Source organism: Stenotrophomonas sp. ESTM1D_MKCIP4_1 (assembly GCF_003086895.1).
In the GTDB taxonomy this organism is placed as follows: domain Bacteria; phylum Pseudomonadota; class Gammaproteobacteria; order Xanthomonadales; family Xanthomonadaceae; genus Stenotrophomonas.
Genome location: NZ_CP026004.1, coordinates 2,007,277 through 2,023,820, shown reverse-complemented (window position 1 = coordinate 2,023,820; position 16,544 = coordinate 2,007,277). Strand labels below are relative to the sequence as shown.

The following is a 16,544-nucleotide window of genomic DNA, read 5'->3' as shown; positions in this document are numbered from 1 at the left end:
CCTCCGTTGCGGAAGGCGATGACATCCGCGCAGGCGCCTGGATCAGGCATCGCTGCGCTTGGAACCGACCGCCAGACCGGCCTTCAGGCTGGCCTCGACGAACTCGTCCAGGTCGCCATCGAGCACCTTCTGCGTATCCGAACGCTCGATGCCGGTGCGCAGATCCTTGATGCGGCTCTGGTCGAGCACGTAGTTGCGGATCTGGCTGCCCCAGCCGATATCGGACTTGGTGGCTTCCACGGCGTCCTTTTCGGCGTTGCGCTTCTGGATTTCCAGCTCGTACAGCTTGGCGGCCAGCATCTTCATCGCGTTGTCGCGGTTCTGGTGCTGGCTGCGGCCGGTCTGGCAGGCCACGACGATGTTGGTCGGGATGTGGGTGATACGCACCGCCGACTCGGTCTTGTTGACGTGCTGGCCACCGGCACCGGACGAACGGTACACGTCGGTACGCAGGTCGGCCGGGTTGATGGTGATATCGATGTTGTCATCGATTTCCGGCGACACGAACACCGAGGTGAAGCTGGTGTGGCGGCGGTTGTCCGAATCGAACGGCGACTTGCGCACCAGGCGGTGCACGCCGGTCTCGGTCTTCAGCCAGCCGTAGGCGTAATCACCTTCCACGCGCAGGGTGGCCGACTTGATGCCGGCAACGTCGCCACCAGACACTTCCATCAGCTCGGTCTTCCAGCCGCGCGATTCGCACCAGCGCAGGTACATGCGCAGCAGGATTTCCGCCCAGTCCTGGGCTTCGGTACCACCGGCACCGGCCTGGATATCGACGAAAGCGGCAGCATTGTCCATCTCGCCGGAGAACATGCGCTGGAATTCCAGCTTCTCCACGTGTGCCTGGTGCTTGTCCAGATCGGCGACCACGGCCAGGGCGGTATCTTCGTCCTGTTCGGATTCAGCCAGTTCCAGCAGTTCGGTCGCGTCGGTCAGGCCGTCGAGCACCGAGGCGATGCCGCCCACGGTCTTTTCCAGGCTGGAGCGCTCACGGCCCAGGTTCTGTGCGTATTCGGCGTTGTTCCAGACGTCGGGGCTTTCCAGCTCCCGCGTTACTTCTTCAAGACGCTCTTTCTTGGCGTCGTAGTCAAAGATACCCCCTGAGCGACACCACACGATCGGTCAGATCGGTGATGCGCTGGCGGACAGGATTCAGTTCGATCATGTCGGCGGTTATGCACTAAATAGATGACTGGCAATGATACCGCAGGCGCTGGGCCTCCGGCGAGGCAGGCCAGGGGCCCCGGCCTGCGCTGCACACCCGGCCACACGATCCCGGTAGACTTCCCCACCACCGCGGGAACAGGGGCCACGCGGGTCATTCCAACCAAGGAGCACCATTTCAATGACGATCATCCGTTCCACCCTGTGCCTGGCCGCCTGCCTGCTGGCCGCCAATGCCTCGGCCATCGACCTGAAGGGCCTGACCAGCACCGGCATGAAGGCCGGCAAGGCCCTGACCCTGTCCGACGCGGAAGTCTCGGCGGCCGCCGACCAGGCCTGCGCCTACATGGACAAGGAAAACCAGGTGGTGACCGGCAACGACCCCTATGCCCAGCGCCTGGCGAAGATCACCCAGGGCCTGGCCAACGAGGACGGCCTGAACCTGAACTTCAAGGTCTACCGCACCGCCGACGTCAATGCCTGGGCGATGGCCAACGGCTGCGTACGCGTTTACAGCGGCCTGATGGACATGGCCAGCGACGACGAAGTGCGTGGCGTAATCGGCCACGAAATCGGCCATGTGAAGCTCGGCCACAGCAAGACCAAGATGCGCACCGCCCTGCTCACCTCGGCCGGCCGTGAAGGCCTGGCCGCGTCCGGCAACGGCAATCTGACCCAGCTCAGCCAGGGCCAGCTCGGCGAACTGGGCGAGAGCTTCATCAACGCCCAGTTCTCGCAGAAGGAAGAAAGCGCCGCTGACGAGTACGGCTACCAGTTCATGAAGCGCCACAACTATGATCCGGCGGCCCTGGCCAGCATGTTCCGCAAGCTGTCCAGCGAAGGCGGCCTGATGTCCTCGCACCCGGGCTCGGAAGCCCGCGCCGCGCGCATCGACACGATGATCAAGAAAGACAAGAAGTAAGCCTTGCGCGGGCGGGCCCAGCGGCCCGCCCGTTCAGGCACCTGCCAGCGCCTGCCGCAGCAGCGGCAGCTGCCGCCGGCTGCAGGGCACCCTGGCGCCGTCGGCCATGTGCAGCAGGGCTTCACCCCCGTCCAACGGCTCGATCGAGCGCAGGTGGCCGCGGTGGATCAGCCAGCTGCGGTGCGGGCGCAGGAACACGGCCGGATCCAGGCGCTGTTCCAGCACCGCCATGGTGATGCGCAGCGGATAGTCATGGCCGCGCACCCGCAGGTTCACATAATTGCCCGCCGCCTGGGCGTACTCCACATCCGCGGTGGCAACCAGGAATTCCTTGCCCAGCTTGCGTACCAGGAAGTGCTGCGGGCGTTCGACCGGTTCAACTGGCGGGCCCTCCTCGGGCGGCGCCAGCAGATGCGCTTCACCCTGCCGCTGGCGTCCGAACCAGGCCACGGCATGCACCGCGATCACCAGCAGGCTGTACGTCTGCACGTCCTTGAAGAACTCATAGAACCACTGCGCCGGCCAGTCGCCGTAGGTGTAGTGCTGGCCAAGCAGGCCGAACGCCAGCTTGCGCAGCAGCACCATCGCACTGACGTGCAGCAGCCACCAGGCAATACCTCCCAGCACATAGAAGCCGATGCGCTGCCGCCAGGTATCGGCATGCAACGGCCATCGCCGCGCGGCCCCATGCAGCAGCACCAGCAGGCCCAGGCTGGCCAGCGCACTGCTGAACTCCTCGATCGAAATCGCCCCGGCCGGGAACGGCTGCTCATCACGCAGCGCCCGCATCCACTTCGCCAGAACGTTGCCCGAGGCAGTGCCCAGGAACAGCAGCGACCAGAACAGGGCGTCCAGCACGGGGCGTCGCAGCCGTTCTGCATCAAGGGCGGGCGACGCCGCCGGATCTCCATTATCCATCCGCCCATTGTTGCCCATCCGGGCCCAGACGCATCCGCCATTGGTCCCAGCCAACCCGCCATTGGCCCCTGCGCACCCGCCACTACACCCCGTCCAATGGCGCCCAGGCCTTGCCCGGCGGAAGGTGCAGCGTCCTCCTGATGCCTGCCGCCCATGCACCGTCGCCACGATCTCGACACCCTGCGCGTTGCCGCCTTTGCCTTGCTGATCCTCTACCACGCCGCCATGGCTTACGTGGCCGGCTGGAATTTCCACCTCAAGAGCGCCTACACCGCCGAGTGGCTGCAATGGCCGATGATCGCAATGAACCGATGGCGCATGCCCCTGCTGTTCGCCATCAGCGGCATCGCGCTGGGCCTGTCCCTGCCCGACCACGGCCGGCTGCGGCATACCCTGCGTCGTTGCTGGCGCCTGCAGCTGCCCCTGCTGTTCGGCATCGTCGCGGTCGTGTCCCTGCAGGCCTACTGCGAGGCGCTGGACAAGGGCGACGTGGCGCCGGGGCTGGCCCGGTTCCTGTGGCGCTACTGGCAGTTCCGGCCCTGGCCCGGCGCGCACTTCACGGGTGCCGAGTACGGCTTCACCTGGAACCACCTCTGGTACCTGGCTTACCTGCTGCCCTACACCGTCCTGGCCGTGGCGCTGGCCAGCCTGCTGCGGCCACTGCGCGGAGCGCTGCCGCGCTGGCAGCCGGGTGACCGCGTGCTGGGCGGCCTGCTGCTGGTGCTGCCGGTCGCGTGGCTGGCCTGGGCGCTGCTGGTGTTGATGCCACGTTGGCCGCCCACCCACGCCCTGTTGAACGACGTCTACGTGCACGCCGAATCGCTGCCCCTGTTCCTCGGTGGATTTCTTGCAGCCCGCTGGCAGCGCGGGTGGGACCTGCTGGTGCGCGGACGTCGCCTGACCCTGGCCCTGGCCCTGCTCGGGGTGTGCCTGGAGCTGGGCATCCGTGCGCTGGCGCGGTTGCCGGACGTGGGCGACCTGGATGCCTGGGTGTTGGCGCTGCCGTGGGGCCAGACCGAACGCATCGGCCGCGCGCTCTACACGTGGTGCATGCTGCTGGCCTTGTTTGGTTGGGCGCGGGTACTGCTGTCGCGGCCGTGGCCGGGCCTGGCTTATTGCCGGGAGGCCGTTTTCGGCTGGTACATCCTGCACCAGACCGTGCTGATCGTGCTCCTGTATGCGTTGCGTCCGTTGCAGCTGGGTCCCTGGCTTGAGCCTGCGCTGCTTGTGGCCGGCACCTTTGGCGGCTGCCTGCTCATCCACGAACTGCTCATCCGCCGCGTGCGCTGGCTGCGGCCCCTGTTCGGCCTGCGTGCCGGATCGTCAACGCGGCCCGTAGCGCGCGTTGCGCCGCTGTAGTGCCGAGTCCACACTCGGCTGCGCTGGCCATGAGCCGAGCATCGGCTCGGCTCTACCTGGCCTGACGACCCACGGACGATGAGGACAACGGATGTTCCAGACGCAATGGCACCTGTGGTTGCAACACACTTTCGACAGCGGCTGGGTTCTGTCGCTGATGCAGTTCATCAGCCTGCTCGGCTACGAGATGGCTTATACCGCGCTGATCCTGGTGTGCGCCTTCGGGGCACGACTGCGCGCCGGTCTCTGCGTGATGCTGGCAGTGCTGCTGATGGCCTGTGCCACGCATGCGATCAAACAGAGCGCCGCCCTGCCCCGCCCTTCCGACGTGGATGCGGCGGTGCTGGACAAGGGCGAGCCGTCCCATCCGTTCGTGGTGGATGGCGGCGGCCGCACCTTCTGGGCACTGCCGGATGCACAGGCCACGGCGATGCTGAGAGCGCAGCCCGACGCCGATTACGGCTTCAATAGTGGCCATGTCGGCGTGGCGACGGCTGCGTGCGTGGGTCTGCTGTGGGCCTTCGGCATCCGCCGCCGCTGGCCGCGATGGACGCTGGCGTTGGGCTGGCCGCTGCTGATGGCCATCTCGCGCATGTACCTGGGCCGGCACTTCCTGGCCGACGTGCTGGCCGGCTGGCTGATCGGCATCGGCGTGGCCGTGCTGGCCTGGCAGTTGATGCCGGGGCTGCGCGCGGCCCGGCGCTGGCAGGTGCCGGTTCTGCTGGGCCTGGGCGTGTCGCTGGCCTGGGCCTCGCTGTGGACACCGCTCGTACCGCTGGGCGAAGCCGCACGCCTGCTCGCACTCGCGCTGCTGGTGGCATGGCTGCAGTGGCGTGGCTGGCCCGCCGACCCACAGGGCGTCGTGCCACGCGTGCTGCGGGTGCTGGGCGTTGTGGTGGTCTACCTGCTGGCGCGGCCGGTGATTGAATGGCTGGCGCAGAGGATTCCGTTGCCGGATGCACCCATCACCGAACTGCTGTGGCACACCGTCGGCACACTGCTGATCCTCGGTGGCGGCATTGCGCTGGCGCGGTGGATTCCGCGGCAGCCGCAGCCCGGCGCATCACAATGACCGCGTCCCCTCGCCCCCTGATCCAGCTCACCGACGATGTACTGAGCCATGGAACCGTCTTCCGCTTTCCAGCGGCATGGCCTTATGAAGCGTTGGTCGACCTCATCCTGTTCGACAACCCTGATGAAGCACGACCCCATGGGCTGATGGTCAGCACGGGACAGAAAGCCGGACTCATCCTGGTCCTGCTCCCGTCGGAATCCGCGCATCCGCACGTTCGCGGCGTGCGTACCGAATAGCTCGTCACACAATGGACGCACTGGGTTTACCCAGAATGCCCGGTCGAGCAGGTCCAGGTCCTCCGCCGCTATTCCGCGCCGGTTCCCCACGCACCCGCGATGCAGGACGGGCCCCGGTAGATCCACGCCATGCGTGGATCGGCCGTTCCGACGCCGTGCAGCAGCCACGCATGGCGTGGCTCTACTGCACCTCGAATTCGCCCACCAACACCGTCTCGGCTCGGTCCTTCAGCCGCAAGGTGACCATCTGATCCTTCTGCTGCGGCGTGCCCCAGTGCGTGGTCAGGCGCAGCATCAGCGTGGTGGCACCGGTCACCAGCTGCTGGCGACTGCCGAAGTAGTTGGCCTCCACCTTGTATTTGCCCGGCTTGGCATCGCGCAGTGAGAACTGCTCGGGGCCATAGCCGCCAGTGAAGTCCTGCGACATCTGCCCGCCTTGGTAGGTAAGGCGGTTACCGTAGTACGCGCGCTCACCGTTGGGGTCGGTCACCCACAGGTCCATGTCGCTGTTGTCGGCATCCCAGGCCAGCACCACCCGCAGGTCCAGCGGCATGGGCTGCAGCAGACGCGGGTCGATTCCCCGGGTGTCCAGCTTCGGGCGGCTGCGTGATACCAGGTTGGTCAGTTCGTCCAGCGCGATCAGGGCGATCCCATCGAAGCGGCCATCCCACGGACGCACCACGACCTGGTACAGCGGTTCGAGCGCCTGCTGCGGCTTGCCGGCCGCCGCCAGCGCCAGGCCCAGATCGCGGAAGCTCTGCGGCTCTTCCTGACCCATCGCCAGCACCTGCTCGAACACCGGCACGGCCAGTGCCGGTGCGTCGGCCTGCAGCAACCGATAGCCGAGCACGCGCAGCAGATGGCGATTGTCCAGGTCCATCTCCGCCAGGTTGGAGAGCACGCGCAGTGCCAGCTCACGCTGGTTCTGCTGCAGCAGCAGGTCAGCCACGTCCAGGAAGAACGCGCTGCTGTCGGCATGCGCGGCGCGCTCGGCCAGGTAGCGCTCGTACAGCTGGGCGGGCGGGCCTTGCCGCAGGCGCCGGGCTACCGGCGAGTCCGGCTGCCACGCTGCCAACTGGATGCCGAGCTGGCCGCCGTTGGCGGGCGAAGGTGCTGCCTCGGCAGCCGATGCACTCGCACCCGTGGCATCCAGTGATGCTGCCTCTGACGACGGGGCCTGCCGGCGCGCACGCGCGGACTCCATCCGCGATTCGGCCGCCATCATCGGCGCGGGCGGCGGCGGTGCCGCGGGTGCTGGCGCGGCAAGCAGGGCCATCGGTGCACTGGCCGCCGCATCGTTGGCCAGGATCTCCTTGGCCGCAGACGGCGGCGCCTGCTTCGGCCAGCTGCGGTTCCACCACTGCTGGCGCTCATTCCACTGCGCGGCAACCTTGTCGAGGCGGCGGCGATCCTCGGCCGCACGATCGGCGACCTGGCGGGCATATCCACGGTCATAGTCGGCGCGCAGCGCTCCGGCGGGGCGGATCGCATAGCGCAGGTAGTCCTGCAGCGTCTCCAGAACGATCAGTGACGTGTCCGGCCCGACCATGCCGAACTGCTGGGACAGACGGTGCATCGCCTCGCGGTTGCTGCGCCGGTCCACCGCCAACTGCTGCAGGCGCGCCTGCGCCCACAGCCCGGCCAGCAGATCTCCGTCGTCACTGCGGCGGGCAGGTGGCAGCGCCTGCCACTCACCAACGGCAACCCGCACGCGCATCGGCACGCCATCGGCGGCCAGGCGCGCATGCAGCCACACCCAGCCCTGCGCTTCACTGCGGCGATCGATCACCACATCCTGTACGCCACGCCCGGCATCGATCTGGATGTCCAACGGTGCGGACAGCAGTTCGCGGGCGGCGGCATCCACGTCCGTACCCACGGGCACGAAACGCCCACCATGCGCCTCGCTCCAACCCCGCAGGCGGGTGGTGTCGGTGCGGGCGCCAGCGCTGCTGATTGCGAACAGGCGTTGATCCGCCGCCAGGACGGGCAGCGTCTGCGGCCCATAGGTCAGCAGGCCGTCGCTGAGCAGCAGATATTCCTTTACGGTCGGCTGCGGCTGCCATCCGGCCAGCGCACTGGCGCCATCCGGGCGAACCGCCTGCAGTGCCGCGCGCAGCGCACTCCAGTTGCCACCCTGGATGCGGAAGCGACGCACCGGCTCGGCGCGGTCGCGCAGCACGGTCAGCGCGACCGTGCCATTGCCCATGGCAGCGAAGTACCGATCCAGCAATGCGAACTCGCGCGTGCGGTCGCGCTGTCCGGACGATCCCGAACCGTCCCACAGCAGGCCAACCTCGCCTGGCACGGTGCGCGGCGCGCGGCTCACCGGCACCGGCAACTGCGCCAGCAGGTAGTGGCCGTCCTCCCACTTTGCCACCTGCACGTCTGCCCGGCGTGCGGCGGGAAGGTTCCATTGAAGCTGCGCCGGCAACTGAGACCCCTTGCCCCGCCACTGCAACCGGCCCGCGTCGATGCGGAACGGGGCGATTCCTGCAGTGACTTCGCCCGGCGCCTGCAGATTCAGCTCAACCGAGGCGGCGTTGGCCGCGAACTGCAACGGCAGCATCCACCGCCAGCCTTGGTTGGAGAAGGCCAGCGGCTCGCGCAGCACCAGCTGCACGCGACGAATGCCACCGGCCGGCAGCGGGTAGATGCGCAGGCGGAACTGGTTGCCGGCCGTCTGCTCCAGCAGACCCGGGTCGACCCCGCGACGGGCGATCTCCTCGAAGACCTGGCGGCCACGATCCTTGGGCACGGGCACCGCATCGCGCAGCTCGCCATTGATGTCCAATGCAAAGCCGCTGATCTGCTGGCCTTCGGCCAACGGGAACTGCAGCTCGCCTTCCATCGCGCGCCGGTTCGGGTTGTGGAACTGCAAGGTGATGCGGGTCTGGGCGACGCCGGCGTGGACCTCTCCCTCGATGCTGGCCTGGCGCAGCTCGATGGCCTGCTCGGCACCGGCAACCTGCAGCAGGGGGGCTGGAGCAAGCGCCCGGACGGCCGGGCGAGACTGTGCGTAGGCAGACCCGGCCAGGGTGCCGAGCAACAGGGCCAGCACACGGGGGGCGTTGCGGAGGACGAGGGGCATTGGACGGCTCCAGCGGGAGGGTGGAGGGTTCAACGCCTGGGTGCGGGGAATGGGGTTGCTGGGAAGGCAGTGCGCAGGAAGAAGCTCTCGATTTGATCGCCAGTCAGAAGGGCAGTCATCATCTACCCGCAGCGTCCCGCAATTCGTCGACCACTTCAGTGAAGAACGTCAAGATGGGCTGAGGAAGGGAGAGCATCCTTCCCACGGTGACTCCGTCGTCACAACCGATGAGCAGCTGGCTTCCATTCATTGCCAGGGAGGTTATCCGGGCCTGATATCGGGGACTCGGAATGACGACATGAAGCCCTTCGTCTTTACGAACAAAGCGTAGCGACCTGGGAGCACCCTTCAAACACGCGGGTGATGTAGCACGTTCTTATGACACCGTTCTCGCAGGCCACATCGATCTTGTCATCGGCAGCGCCTGCTGTCAGGCCAGAGTTCTGCAACAGCGCAGACACAAGTCCGAAAATAAGATGATCGAAGGCACTTACTGCAGATAAATGATAATCGACAGGATTATCCTTGACGGCGAACGTCAATTTCAGTGCGCCACCCGGCTGGTCGACCACTACATCTGCAACAGCGGCCAGGGCGCGATCTCCTCCTGGATTCTGATCGACAAAGAACCTTGAACTGGTGCCCATGTAGTAGAGCGCAGGGACAGCCCCCAAGCGGACCTCTGCCCATCGAGGGTCATATGAGAAGACGGACGACGTTGGATAAAGCAATTTCTGCATGCATTTTCCGGCAAGGTCCATGATCGATCTGATCTCTGCTTACTTCACCCACTGGAGTAGCCGTAAACCGTCCCGCTCGCCAGCCAGGCGTGGTTGATCAAACTGCGGATACGATCATCTTCACGACGACGCGATCTGTGTGGATTGCCCGCCCATGCGCAGTATCCGCTACGGCTAACGCCAAGGACTCGACACATTGCAGTCAACCTGAATTGCTTCAGATGCTCACGCATGTGCTTACACGTTCCTACGGGAAGAACCCTTCAATCTGTCGTATTCGCCCTAATTTCAGCACGCCTCCCAGTATGCGCTGCTTGGGGATTTTGTCTGCCTTCCGGGGCCGGCCGGGCCAAGTCCGGCAAGGCTTTCGGCTCGATTCCGAGCTATGCGACAATGCCGAAAGCGTCATGGGAGTTGGCGGATTTGCCCCTACCCCTTGGCACGTTGCGTAACCGGGCGTAATCCTAGCCAGGCCACTGAAAATTAGTGGTCGGGGCGTCGAAACTCCGGTTATGCAATCGTAAAAAGCGCTTGTCAGTCGGCATCACTCCCTGAGTGGTGTCGGCTGGCAACCGTCGGCCGACTATGGCGGGCGGTGCGTGGGGGCCTTGTGCCCGCCGGGTTGATTGCATGCCGGGTTTCGAACCACGCATCGTCCGCCACCTTTATCGGTGGCGGCTTCTGCCTGCACGTTAGGAGCCACACCATGAGCAAGCCCTACTCCGCTGCCCGCACGTCCATCCGTGAAGCGGCCGCTTCCGATCCCGCCCTCGATCCCAACAGTCTCATTGCCATCCTGCACAGCATTGGTGCCGGTGGTGCGTCCGATGGCCGGCCCTGGCCTGAGCGCCAGTTGGTGCCGGGACGGAGGATTGCCTTGGCGGATGCCGATTGCGCGTTGGCGGGCCAGCGTGTGGTGCAGGAGATTCTGCTGGCTGCGGAACGCGCCCGTCAGAATGGCGATCCGGATCAGTATGTGGGTGATCGGGTGATGGAAGGTCTGGCGATGGCTTGCCTCGCGTTGACCGTTTTCATCCAGGAACGCGTGCGGCCGGCTGCCTGACGAGGTGATCGTATGAGCTGGCGAACAAGTGAGTGGTGCAGTCGAGCAAGCTCGACTGCGTTGCTGGGGTTGGTGATGCTGCTGCCCCTGCCGTCGGTTGAAGCCCAGCCTGCGTCTGCGCAGGTTGAGACGATGCGGATTCTGCACCCCAGGGAGTTCGAGATTCTGCAGAGCCATGCGCAGGCGTTCGTCAGTGCCAAGGCATATGAGGGGTATGCGCTGGAATCGGGTGAGACGCCACAGGCGTGGTTCCAGATTCGTCAGCGCGGACGGACTGTGCTGGTGGCCGAGAATGCGCCGGGTGGGCTGGTGATTCGAGTGCCGGCGGGGGCAGAGCCGCTGGCATCGGATGTTCTACGGTTGCGTGAGCATTTCCGGATATGGGTGGTGCATTCGGGGCCTTCGGTGGAGAAGTAGTCGAGCTGGCTCGACTCTGCTGGTGTGCGCAGGGGGCCATGGGAGAGCAGTCGAGCAAGCTCGACTCTACGGGGCTGGGCTCCGCATTCACCGACCGCAAGGCCAGCAGACCCCTGCGGTCGCAGTTGAATTCACACTGCAGGCACCTGCACAACGCCTATTGCAGAGAACCCTTCTCATCTTGAATCAAGACAGCCAATTGATGCCGCTTCCGTCTTGAGTGCCAGCATGAATGATGAGATATCAAGGCCATCAAATCTGTACTTTCTCAATGAATCCTCAGTGAACTTGAAAAAACAGGACGCCACGACGGCCCTTTGCCCCTCAACATCCATGTCTTTCAGCAAATCCTCTGAGAAGCACATATCAAGGTAGAGGACAGCCTCAGCTTTTGAAAATCGACGGGACGACTTCCTGCCAAGTTGATCTGGAAGCCAGCGAAATACAAAGAAAACCTCGATGTCGACCGAGTGAAAATCCGAGTGCAGCATTGAAAGCACCGGAACAAGCTCATTTGAGATTTCATAGACGCGAGTTTCGCCACCTGTGGCGGTGGACAATCCAAACTTCATATCGCCCTCAATGTCTGCAATCAATCTCGTCGACGGAAAAAGAGATGCGCTGGCCGCGCGGCGCGCCTCTTCGTAGTGAGCCGAGGGCATCACCTCCCAGATCAGATCAAGCAATAACAACCCCCTCTGTAACGCACGCCAAGAACACATCATGGATATTACAGTCAAGGAATTTGCTCTTCGCTACAGATCCGGACAGCATCCTGGCGCCAGTGAAGTCACATCGCTCAAATACACAACTGATGAAATGGAGTTTTGACAAGTTCGCCCCAACAAAGCTGCAGTCAACGAATCGGCAGTCCGTAGCAAATGACCTGGAGAGATTGGCGCTCGAGAAGTCACAGCCAATGAACTCACCACCCAGCCGCGCGCCATTCAGTCTGGCCCCAACAAAGCTGCATGAAACAAATCTTCTTCTCACGAAAACATTGCGCATGTCTATGCGATCAAACCTGCACTCCGTTGCCTCAGACTCGTTAACGCTGGCGCCATCCTTGAAAATGGCGTCAGAGAGATCAACTCTTTCAATATCCAGATACCGAACAGGCGTGGCGAGCGTGATCCCCCGGTAGTCCTCAACTCCTTCATCACAATGTCCGAATGGAGATCCAGGCATTGCCGACATCCTCATCGCCTTGGCCCCATCGCGAAGACGACCTTCTATCAGCCGCAACTGCTCTGCTTGCCATCTTGCACGCGCCTCTCTGGCCTTCATTGATCATATCCTCGGGGGGCCATGACCAGCATCCCATATCAGCGAACACGACTGAACGATGGACCTGAATGTCGCTTTCACAAAGCTCGCTTCTGCACAAGGCATGTCAAGCCCTCCGTACAGGCGCTGCCCGCAAGCCTTTGACGATCCTTATCGCCGACGACAACGGGTAGTGCTGCTGCGATAGATCGTATGGGCGAGCAATTTTATTCATCAGATTCAAATTGTAGCCAACCTGATTGACGTCAGGCAGACCAACGCCCAACGCAAATGAATCTGCAATCAATGCCGGGTATCGAGAGAGAAATTGCGCAATGAGTGCATGGAGTTTGCGGGCGATTCTGGCATCAGGATCAACCAGCGACTCCACCTCGATCTGGAAGAGTTCAACGCCCGCCTGTACAAGCGCGTCCATATGCGAAACTCTTTTGAGTAGAGAGAGGTCATCCCTCAGCAGGAAAAGCCCGTTGGCAATCTTGCCAACGCCCAGCGCGGACAGAGCGCGCAGCTGCGCCGCGCTCCGCTCGATCTTCTCTGGATCAACAACGGTGAACTCCAGATACCGGGGCTTCAATTCTTCAAGCAACTCCCTGCAAAATCCGATGTCATCAAAACCACCAACCGGATAGACGGCATACGCGCAGTCAAGCCCGCTGCAGAGACTTCTGCATTGCTCTACTTCCAATGAATTCACAGAAGAAGAGCGTCCCACAGAAAAACCCGCGACATCGATGGGTGAAAGCTTCGCAATCTCATTAGCTGAATTTATTTGACTGACCTTTATCACGCCCCCTCCCAGCTAGCAAACAGGCCTCTGGCTACATCTCACTCTCTGCAACTACAGGGCCGCCCCCCGATGCGCCCCCCAAGGGTCACATCGTAGCTCCAACCGTCCTCTTTTGAAGCGAAATGACTTTCGCGTCAATTTTATCCAGACCCAACTTCCCACATCCCACGATCTTCAACTCACGAAGCGTGGCAAGATCATTGGTGGTCTCGATATTTGCTATCTTTTTGCAGTACTGGATATCGAGCACCTTGAGATCTCCGAGGCCGGACAATGCGCGAACATCTGCCAGCGAACTCAGATTCTTCAGCCGCACTGCCTCCAAATGGGCAAGCTTCTCGAGTCCATCAAGGCTCTTCAGCTTCGTACCTCCTAGAAGCCCTAGACGCTTAAGGCCACCAGCTGATGAGGCAAGGATATCGAAGATCTCTTCACCTACGGGCACGTTCAGAAGGTTCAGCTCCTCAAGAGGTGAACCTAGAACCTGCCTCAGATTCTTCAGTGACTTGTCGGGATAGATCGAAAGATTCCTCAACACTGGGAAGCTCGACGCATCGAAGCGCACAGGCACGTCAACGTACAACGTCCTTAGATTGGGCAGCACAACACTCGGCCACACCAACGTTCCCGTTCCAAGGTGGATGCTCAGCGCCTCGATTCCCTCAGGCAGGAGTCCGTCCTCAAGCCCATTCATGATAGATGGCGCAATGGATCCGGGCCCTATGCTGAGGGACTTGAGGCCTCGCATCTCCCTGAGTATCTCTGGCAACGCCTCAAGCCTTTCACCGGGCGGGGACCAGAGATGAGCCTGCTGAATTTTGGCAAGCTTGCCGCGATTGAAGGGGACATTGAAGAACACCAGCTCAGCGCCAGGCGTCGGGAATGCTGCTTGGTGTCTGGCATCCATCAGAACAACGCTGTGCTTCATGTTCTTCGCCTTCAATGACCTGGAACTTCTCGCTGCGGACGAGATCACTGTACATCCGCAGAGCCCCAATTCCTCAGATCTCTGCATCGCGATACTGGTGGATAGACCGTCTTCGTAGTCGAAGAAGATGCCGCATGCGCCTACCTCAACTGCACAAGCGGCGAATGCAGCGCGCTGTCACCCAACCTGACGAACAACCTCCATGAGGAACCCGAAAAAGGATTCTGAGAAGGGCTCGAATTCGCCGGTGTTGTAGTCGAACCTTAGAACTGGATACTCCCCATCCTTCAGGCCACCGCGCGTATCGAAGTAGAAGGCTTCATCGGAATCCGGAACAAAAACAGGGATCATGCCCGATGGAGGGAATCCACTCCCATCGACCAAGCGAGCGTTGTAGATCAGATCATCATCTGCCATGTCTCGATGTTCGATCTCTGCAAGGCCAAATACCGGGTCTGGGCCGATGAACAAGTTCCCATACTCAGCCAGCCAGAATTTGTATGAAGCGGGCAAAGGCAAGCCAAGCTCCCTCTCCGCATCCTCCACTAGATCGGGAGGAGCAGCACGGCCAGGAAAAACCCTCACGCGTGATGATCCAGCGATCATCGCGCCAAGGCGCTCGAAAGCGGAGTTCCAATCAGAGCTCACCGGACCTCCCGGGCCAATCCCGTGAAGCGCGAATTCAAGGCATCAACAGCGCCCGATAAACCGATGCTGCCAGCGCTTCGAGGCAGCGCCGCACTTTCAAAGCCACGAACCAGCCAACCCTCAATTGCAGATGCGATGGAGCCATCATCGATGCGCGAGGCCTCTTCAATTGCAATGCAGATGGTGATACGCACACTTCTCTTTCTGGCAGAGAACTTCGTCGACGATGAGACGCCTGCCGCACAATAGTCGGTCACACTACCACTGATCCACAGCTCGACATCGATCACATCCAAGCCGTCAACGAATACTTCTTCTAGGGCAGATTTCAGCCTAATGCGAGCCTGGACAATTCCAGCAAGGAACTTCACGACCATCTCCGGACCACCCATCCTGCCACCCAGGGGCACTTCCATGCGTCCTCCAGATGCCTGGCTGCGACAACTGCTCATTCTGAGGCAATGCCCAAGCGCCTCAACTCCGCGATCCCGCCTGCCCAGTCTTCCCGGCGATTCCTGGCAGCGGCCAAAGGCACCACTAGCAGGACCGCCTCGGCATCCGAGTCACTGAAGATGCTCAGCCTCGTATGCGTCTCAGGGAAAGCGTCCGCGAATTGTGATCCCAACATGTCGAGTCCGCCGAAGTCCCGCTTCCGGATGATGACCTGAGTCTGCGGATCTCTCCTGATCAGGTCGAGAGGTACACCCTTGCATGCGAAATCGACAAATCTTGCCCGACTGATATCCAGCGCCCAGTTCGTAGCCTCATAGAATGCCGAACGCTGCTCTGCGAATGCAGCGAGAACGCCCGCATCAGTGCAGAACGCAAAAGGTTCAAGATTGATTTTGATCTTTCCAATCTTTCCCGCAAGGGAGACCCTTCTGAAGAAACAGGACCAAAGGAGGAGGATTGGATTCACATCCAACCCGTCGATCTGAACATCCTCAAGCACCGTTGGACCAATCTCACAGTTGATCACCTTGCAGTTCGAGACATGAACATCGCGGACGGCGCTCATCCTGGAAGGCCGCTTTGAAAGCGACATTCCACAGTTGTCAAAAGAGCTGTTCGCTATTCGAAGCGCCTCGAAAGCACTGCCGCCAGTGTCGAACTTCATGCTGAACTGCTGCGCGCCAATGTGCTGCATAACTAGACCCAGGGCGGAAGCACCATGACCACATCTCAGCATGGACCGGCCAGTATCATCAAGTCCTTAGCAACCAGCAGACCCGGGAAGATCAAGACCCGCAACAACCTCTGGCAGCTTATGCCAAGCGGTTCAAGCGGTGGCCCGACATCCCTGACGACTTCGTCGTGTAATGCGAACTGGCCTAGGCCCGACCCGCCAGTGCCTCCTCAAGAACTTCGGCGATGTACTCCGCAAACTGCGGCATGGACGATGCGCAGCTTCTTCCGGGGCACGCTGGCACAACCTCTCCGTTGAGGTCAACGTAGGCGCGCTTTCCGCCGAGCCCCCGATAGAACACCAGCGACTTCAGATCCGGTAGTGATTCCATCACCCCCTTGCGCAGAATCGGCCAACCACCATCTTCGATACGGCGTGTCACTATATTGTGTACAGGCATCACGTCGCCAGAATCAAAGATCGCATCAATCATCTCCGGGACGTCCAACTGCGCGTCGATGAACTGCGCCAGCCTCCATCGCTCTGAAACGTGAATCATCCGACCCACTCCATACCCGCCTTTGGGCAGCGGAATCGCAAAGACGTCACCAACCTCAGCCTTGATCTTCTTTGGCATCCAATCTCTCTCACGTTTTCGCCACGCGTGTCCATGGAGAGTCAACCCCAGCTGCACGCTTCAGCATAGTTGGCATCGGAATCCAGCGGGACGCCCTCCACTGCGCCATTCCAACTGCCGCTTGCCTGCTGTTCGTTGATTCG

General features: G+C 62.1%; 18 protein-coding genes and 1 pseudogene. 6 read left to right on the top strand and 13 right to left on the bottom strand.

Annotated features, from left to right (window positions below):
• Positions 1-42: 42 nt before the first annotated feature.
• Positions 43-1,168, bottom strand: a protein-coding gene (prfB, locus tag C1924_RS09380) for a peptide chain release factor 2 (protein WP_108765046.1) whose coding sequence is annotated in 2 segments (ribosomal slippage) — positions 43-1,092 and positions 1,094-1,168 — 1,125 coding nt in all. Because the reading frame shifts where the segments join, the coding sequence is not laid out codon by codon here.
• A gap of 180 nt (positions 1,169-1,348) precedes the next feature.
• Here prfB and C1924_RS09375 point away from each other — a divergent pair.
• Positions 1,349-2,089, top strand: a complete 741-nt coding sequence (locus C1924_RS09375; RefSeq protein ID WP_108765045.1) for a M48 family metallopeptidase — start codon at positions 1,349-1,351, stop codon at positions 2,087-2,089.
• 33 nt (positions 2,090-2,122) lie between these two features.
• On the opposite strand, the gene C1924_RS09370 is transcribed toward C1924_RS09375, so the two are convergent.
• Positions 2,123-3,025 (bottom strand): LytTR family DNA-binding domain-containing protein, encoded by a 903-nt coding sequence (locus C1924_RS09370; RefSeq protein WP_108765044.1) that lies wholly within the window; start codon positions 3,023-3,025, stop codon positions 2,123-2,125.
• Between the two features lie 135 nt (positions 3,026-3,160).
• Between C1924_RS09370 and C1924_RS09365 the strand changes: the two genes are divergently transcribed.
• The 3 genes from C1924_RS09365 to imm45 all read left to right on the top strand — a co-directional run bounded on the left by C1924_RS09365 (position 3,161) and on the right by imm45 (position 5,677).
• Positions 3,161-4,366 (top strand): acyltransferase family protein, encoded by a 1,206-nt coding sequence (locus C1924_RS09365; protein WP_108765043.1) that lies wholly within the window; start codon positions 3,161-3,163, stop codon positions 4,364-4,366.
• Positions 4,367-4,457: 91 nt separating this feature from the next.
• Positions 4,458-5,438, top strand: coding sequence for a phosphatase PAP2 family protein (locus C1924_RS09360; protein ID WP_108765042.1), 981 nt, complete (start codon positions 4,458-4,460; stop codon positions 5,436-5,438).
• Positions 5,435-5,677 carry an Imm45 family immunity protein gene (gene imm45, locus C1924_RS09355; protein ID WP_216821587.1) on the top strand — a complete coding sequence of 81 codons (243 nt, stop codon included), beginning with the start codon at positions 5,435-5,437 and terminating at the stop codon, positions 5,675-5,677. The genes C1924_RS09360 and imm45 overlap by 4 nt, the downstream gene beginning before the upstream one ends.
• Positions 5,678-5,858: 181 nt before the next feature.
• On the opposite strand, the gene C1924_RS09350 is transcribed toward imm45, so the two are convergent.
• The 3 genes and pseudogenes from C1924_RS09350 to C1924_RS09345 form a co-directional block, all read right to left on the bottom strand.
• Positions 5,859-8,768, bottom strand: coding sequence for a VIT domain-containing protein (locus C1924_RS09350; RefSeq protein WP_108765041.1), 2,910 nt, complete (start codon positions 8,766-8,768; stop codon positions 5,859-5,861).
• Positions 8,769-9,082: 314 nt separating this feature from the next.
• The gene (locus tag C1924_RS20305) at positions 9,083-9,508 is read right to left on the bottom strand and encodes a hypothetical protein (protein WP_159094779.1); all 426 of its coding nucleotides are present in this window, start codon (positions 9,506-9,508) and stop codon (positions 9,083-9,085) included.
• Between the two features lie 56 nt (positions 9,509-9,564).
• Positions 9,565-9,753, bottom strand: a pseudogene (locus C1924_RS09345) (IS3 family transposase); the annotation flags it as partial.
• A gap of 461 nt (positions 9,754-10,214) precedes the next feature.
• Between C1924_RS09345 and C1924_RS09340 the strand changes: the two are divergent.
• The gene (locus C1924_RS09340; RefSeq protein ID WP_108765040.1) at positions 10,215-10,571 is read left to right on the top strand and encodes a hypothetical protein; all 357 of its coding nucleotides are present in this window, start codon (positions 10,215-10,217) and stop codon (positions 10,569-10,571) included.
• A gap of 75 nt (positions 10,572-10,646) precedes the next feature.
• Positions 10,647-10,988, top strand: a complete 342-nt coding sequence (locus C1924_RS09335; protein WP_159094778.1) for a hypothetical protein — start codon at positions 10,647-10,649, stop codon at positions 10,986-10,988.
• A 176-nt stretch (positions 10,989-11,164) separates the two neighbouring features.
• On the opposite strand, the gene C1924_RS09330 is transcribed toward C1924_RS09335, so the two are convergent.
• The 8 genes from C1924_RS09330 to C1924_RS09295 all read right to left on the bottom strand — a co-directional run bounded on the left by C1924_RS09330 (position 11,165) and on the right by C1924_RS09295 (position 16,401).
• Positions 11,165-11,674, bottom strand: coding sequence for a hypothetical protein (locus C1924_RS09330; RefSeq protein WP_108765038.1), 510 nt, complete (start codon positions 11,672-11,674; stop codon positions 11,165-11,167).
• Positions 11,667-12,275: a pentapeptide repeat-containing protein gene (locus C1924_RS09325; RefSeq protein WP_216821586.1), complete on the bottom strand. Its 609-nt coding sequence runs from the start codon at positions 12,273-12,275 to the stop codon at positions 11,667-11,669. The genes C1924_RS09330 and C1924_RS09325 overlap by 8 nt, the downstream gene beginning before the upstream one ends.
• Before the next feature lie 106 nt (positions 12,276-12,381).
• A complete protein-coding gene (locus C1924_RS09320; protein ID WP_159094777.1) occupies positions 12,382-13,062 on the bottom strand; it encodes a hypothetical protein in 681 nt (226 codons plus the stop codon).
• A gap of 85 nt (positions 13,063-13,147) precedes the next feature.
• Complete coding sequence (locus C1924_RS09315; RefSeq protein WP_108765036.1) at positions 13,148-13,990, bottom strand: hypothetical protein; 843 nt, start codon at positions 13,988-13,990, stop codon at positions 13,148-13,150.
• 177 nt (positions 13,991-14,167) lie between these two features.
• Entirely contained in the window at positions 14,168-14,638 is a 471-nt protein-coding gene (locus C1924_RS09310; RefSeq protein WP_108765035.1) for an SMI1/KNR4 family protein, read from the bottom strand.
• The gene (locus tag C1924_RS09305) at positions 14,635-15,054 is read right to left on the bottom strand and encodes an Imm12 family immunity protein (protein WP_159094776.1); all 420 of its coding nucleotides are present in this window, start codon (positions 15,052-15,054) and stop codon (positions 14,635-14,637) included. The genes C1924_RS09310 and C1924_RS09305 overlap by 4 nt, the downstream gene beginning before the upstream one ends.
• A gap of 32 nt (positions 15,055-15,086) precedes the next feature.
• Positions 15,087-15,755, bottom strand: a complete 669-nt coding sequence (locus C1924_RS09300; RefSeq protein WP_216821585.1) for a hypothetical protein — start codon at positions 15,753-15,755, stop codon at positions 15,087-15,089.
• 214 nt (positions 15,756-15,969) lie between these two features.
• Entirely contained in the window at positions 15,970-16,401 is a 432-nt protein-coding gene (locus C1924_RS09295; RefSeq protein WP_108765032.1) for an Imm26 family immunity protein, read from the bottom strand.
• Between the last annotated feature and the right edge of the window lie 143 nt (positions 16,402-16,544).

Bases quoted from the DNA above. Each gene is read 5' to 3' on its own strand.
- imm45 (WP_216821587.1), top strand. From the start codon at position 5,435: ATGACCGCGTCCCCTCGCCCCCTGATCCAGCTCACCGACGATGTACTG.
- C1924_RS09295 (WP_108765032.1), bottom strand. From the start codon at position 16,401: ATGCCAAAGAAGATCAAGGCTGAGGTTGGTGACGTCTTTGCGATTCCG.
- C1924_RS09335 (WP_159094778.1), top strand. From the start codon at position 10,647: ATGCTGCTGCCCCTGCCGTCGGTTGAAGCCCAGCCTGCGTCTGCGCAG.
- C1924_RS20305 (WP_159094779.1), bottom strand. From the start codon at position 9,508: ATGCAGAAATTGCTTTATCCAACGTCGTCCGTCTTCTCATATGACCCT.
- C1924_RS09365 (WP_108765043.1), top strand. From the start codon at position 3,161: ATGCACCGTCGCCACGATCTCGACACCCTGCGCGTTGCCGCCTTTGCC.
- C1924_RS09375 (WP_108765045.1), top strand. From the start codon at position 1,349: ATGACGATCATCCGTTCCACCCTGTGCCTGGCCGCCTGCCTGCTGGCC.
- C1924_RS09370 (WP_108765044.1), bottom strand. From the start codon at position 3,025: ATGGGCAACAATGGGCGGATGGATAATGGAGATCCGGCGGCGTCGCCC.
- C1924_RS09305 (WP_159094776.1), bottom strand. From the start codon at position 15,054: ATGGAAGTGCCCCTGGGTGGCAGGATGGGTGGTCCGGAGATGGTCGTG.
- C1924_RS09350 (WP_108765041.1), bottom strand. From the start codon at position 8,768: ATGCCCCTCGTCCTCCGCAACGCCCCCCGTGTGCTGGCCCTGTTGCTC.
- C1924_RS09300 (WP_216821585.1), bottom strand. From the start codon at position 15,755: ATGAAGTTCGACACTGGCGGCAGTGCTTTCGAGGCGCTTCGAATAGCG.
- C1924_RS09315 (WP_108765036.1), bottom strand. From the start codon at position 13,990: ATGAAGCACAGCGTTGTTCTGATGGATGCCAGACACCAAGCAGCATTC.
- C1924_RS09360 (WP_108765042.1), top strand. From the start codon at position 4,458: ATGTTCCAGACGCAATGGCACCTGTGGTTGCAACACACTTTCGACAGC.
- C1924_RS09340 (WP_108765040.1), top strand. From the start codon at position 10,215: ATGAGCAAGCCCTACTCCGCTGCCCGCACGTCCATCCGTGAAGCGGCC.
- C1924_RS09325 (WP_216821586.1), bottom strand. From the start codon at position 12,275: ATGAAGGCCAGAGAGGCGCGTGCAAGATGGCAAGCAGAGCAGTTGCGG.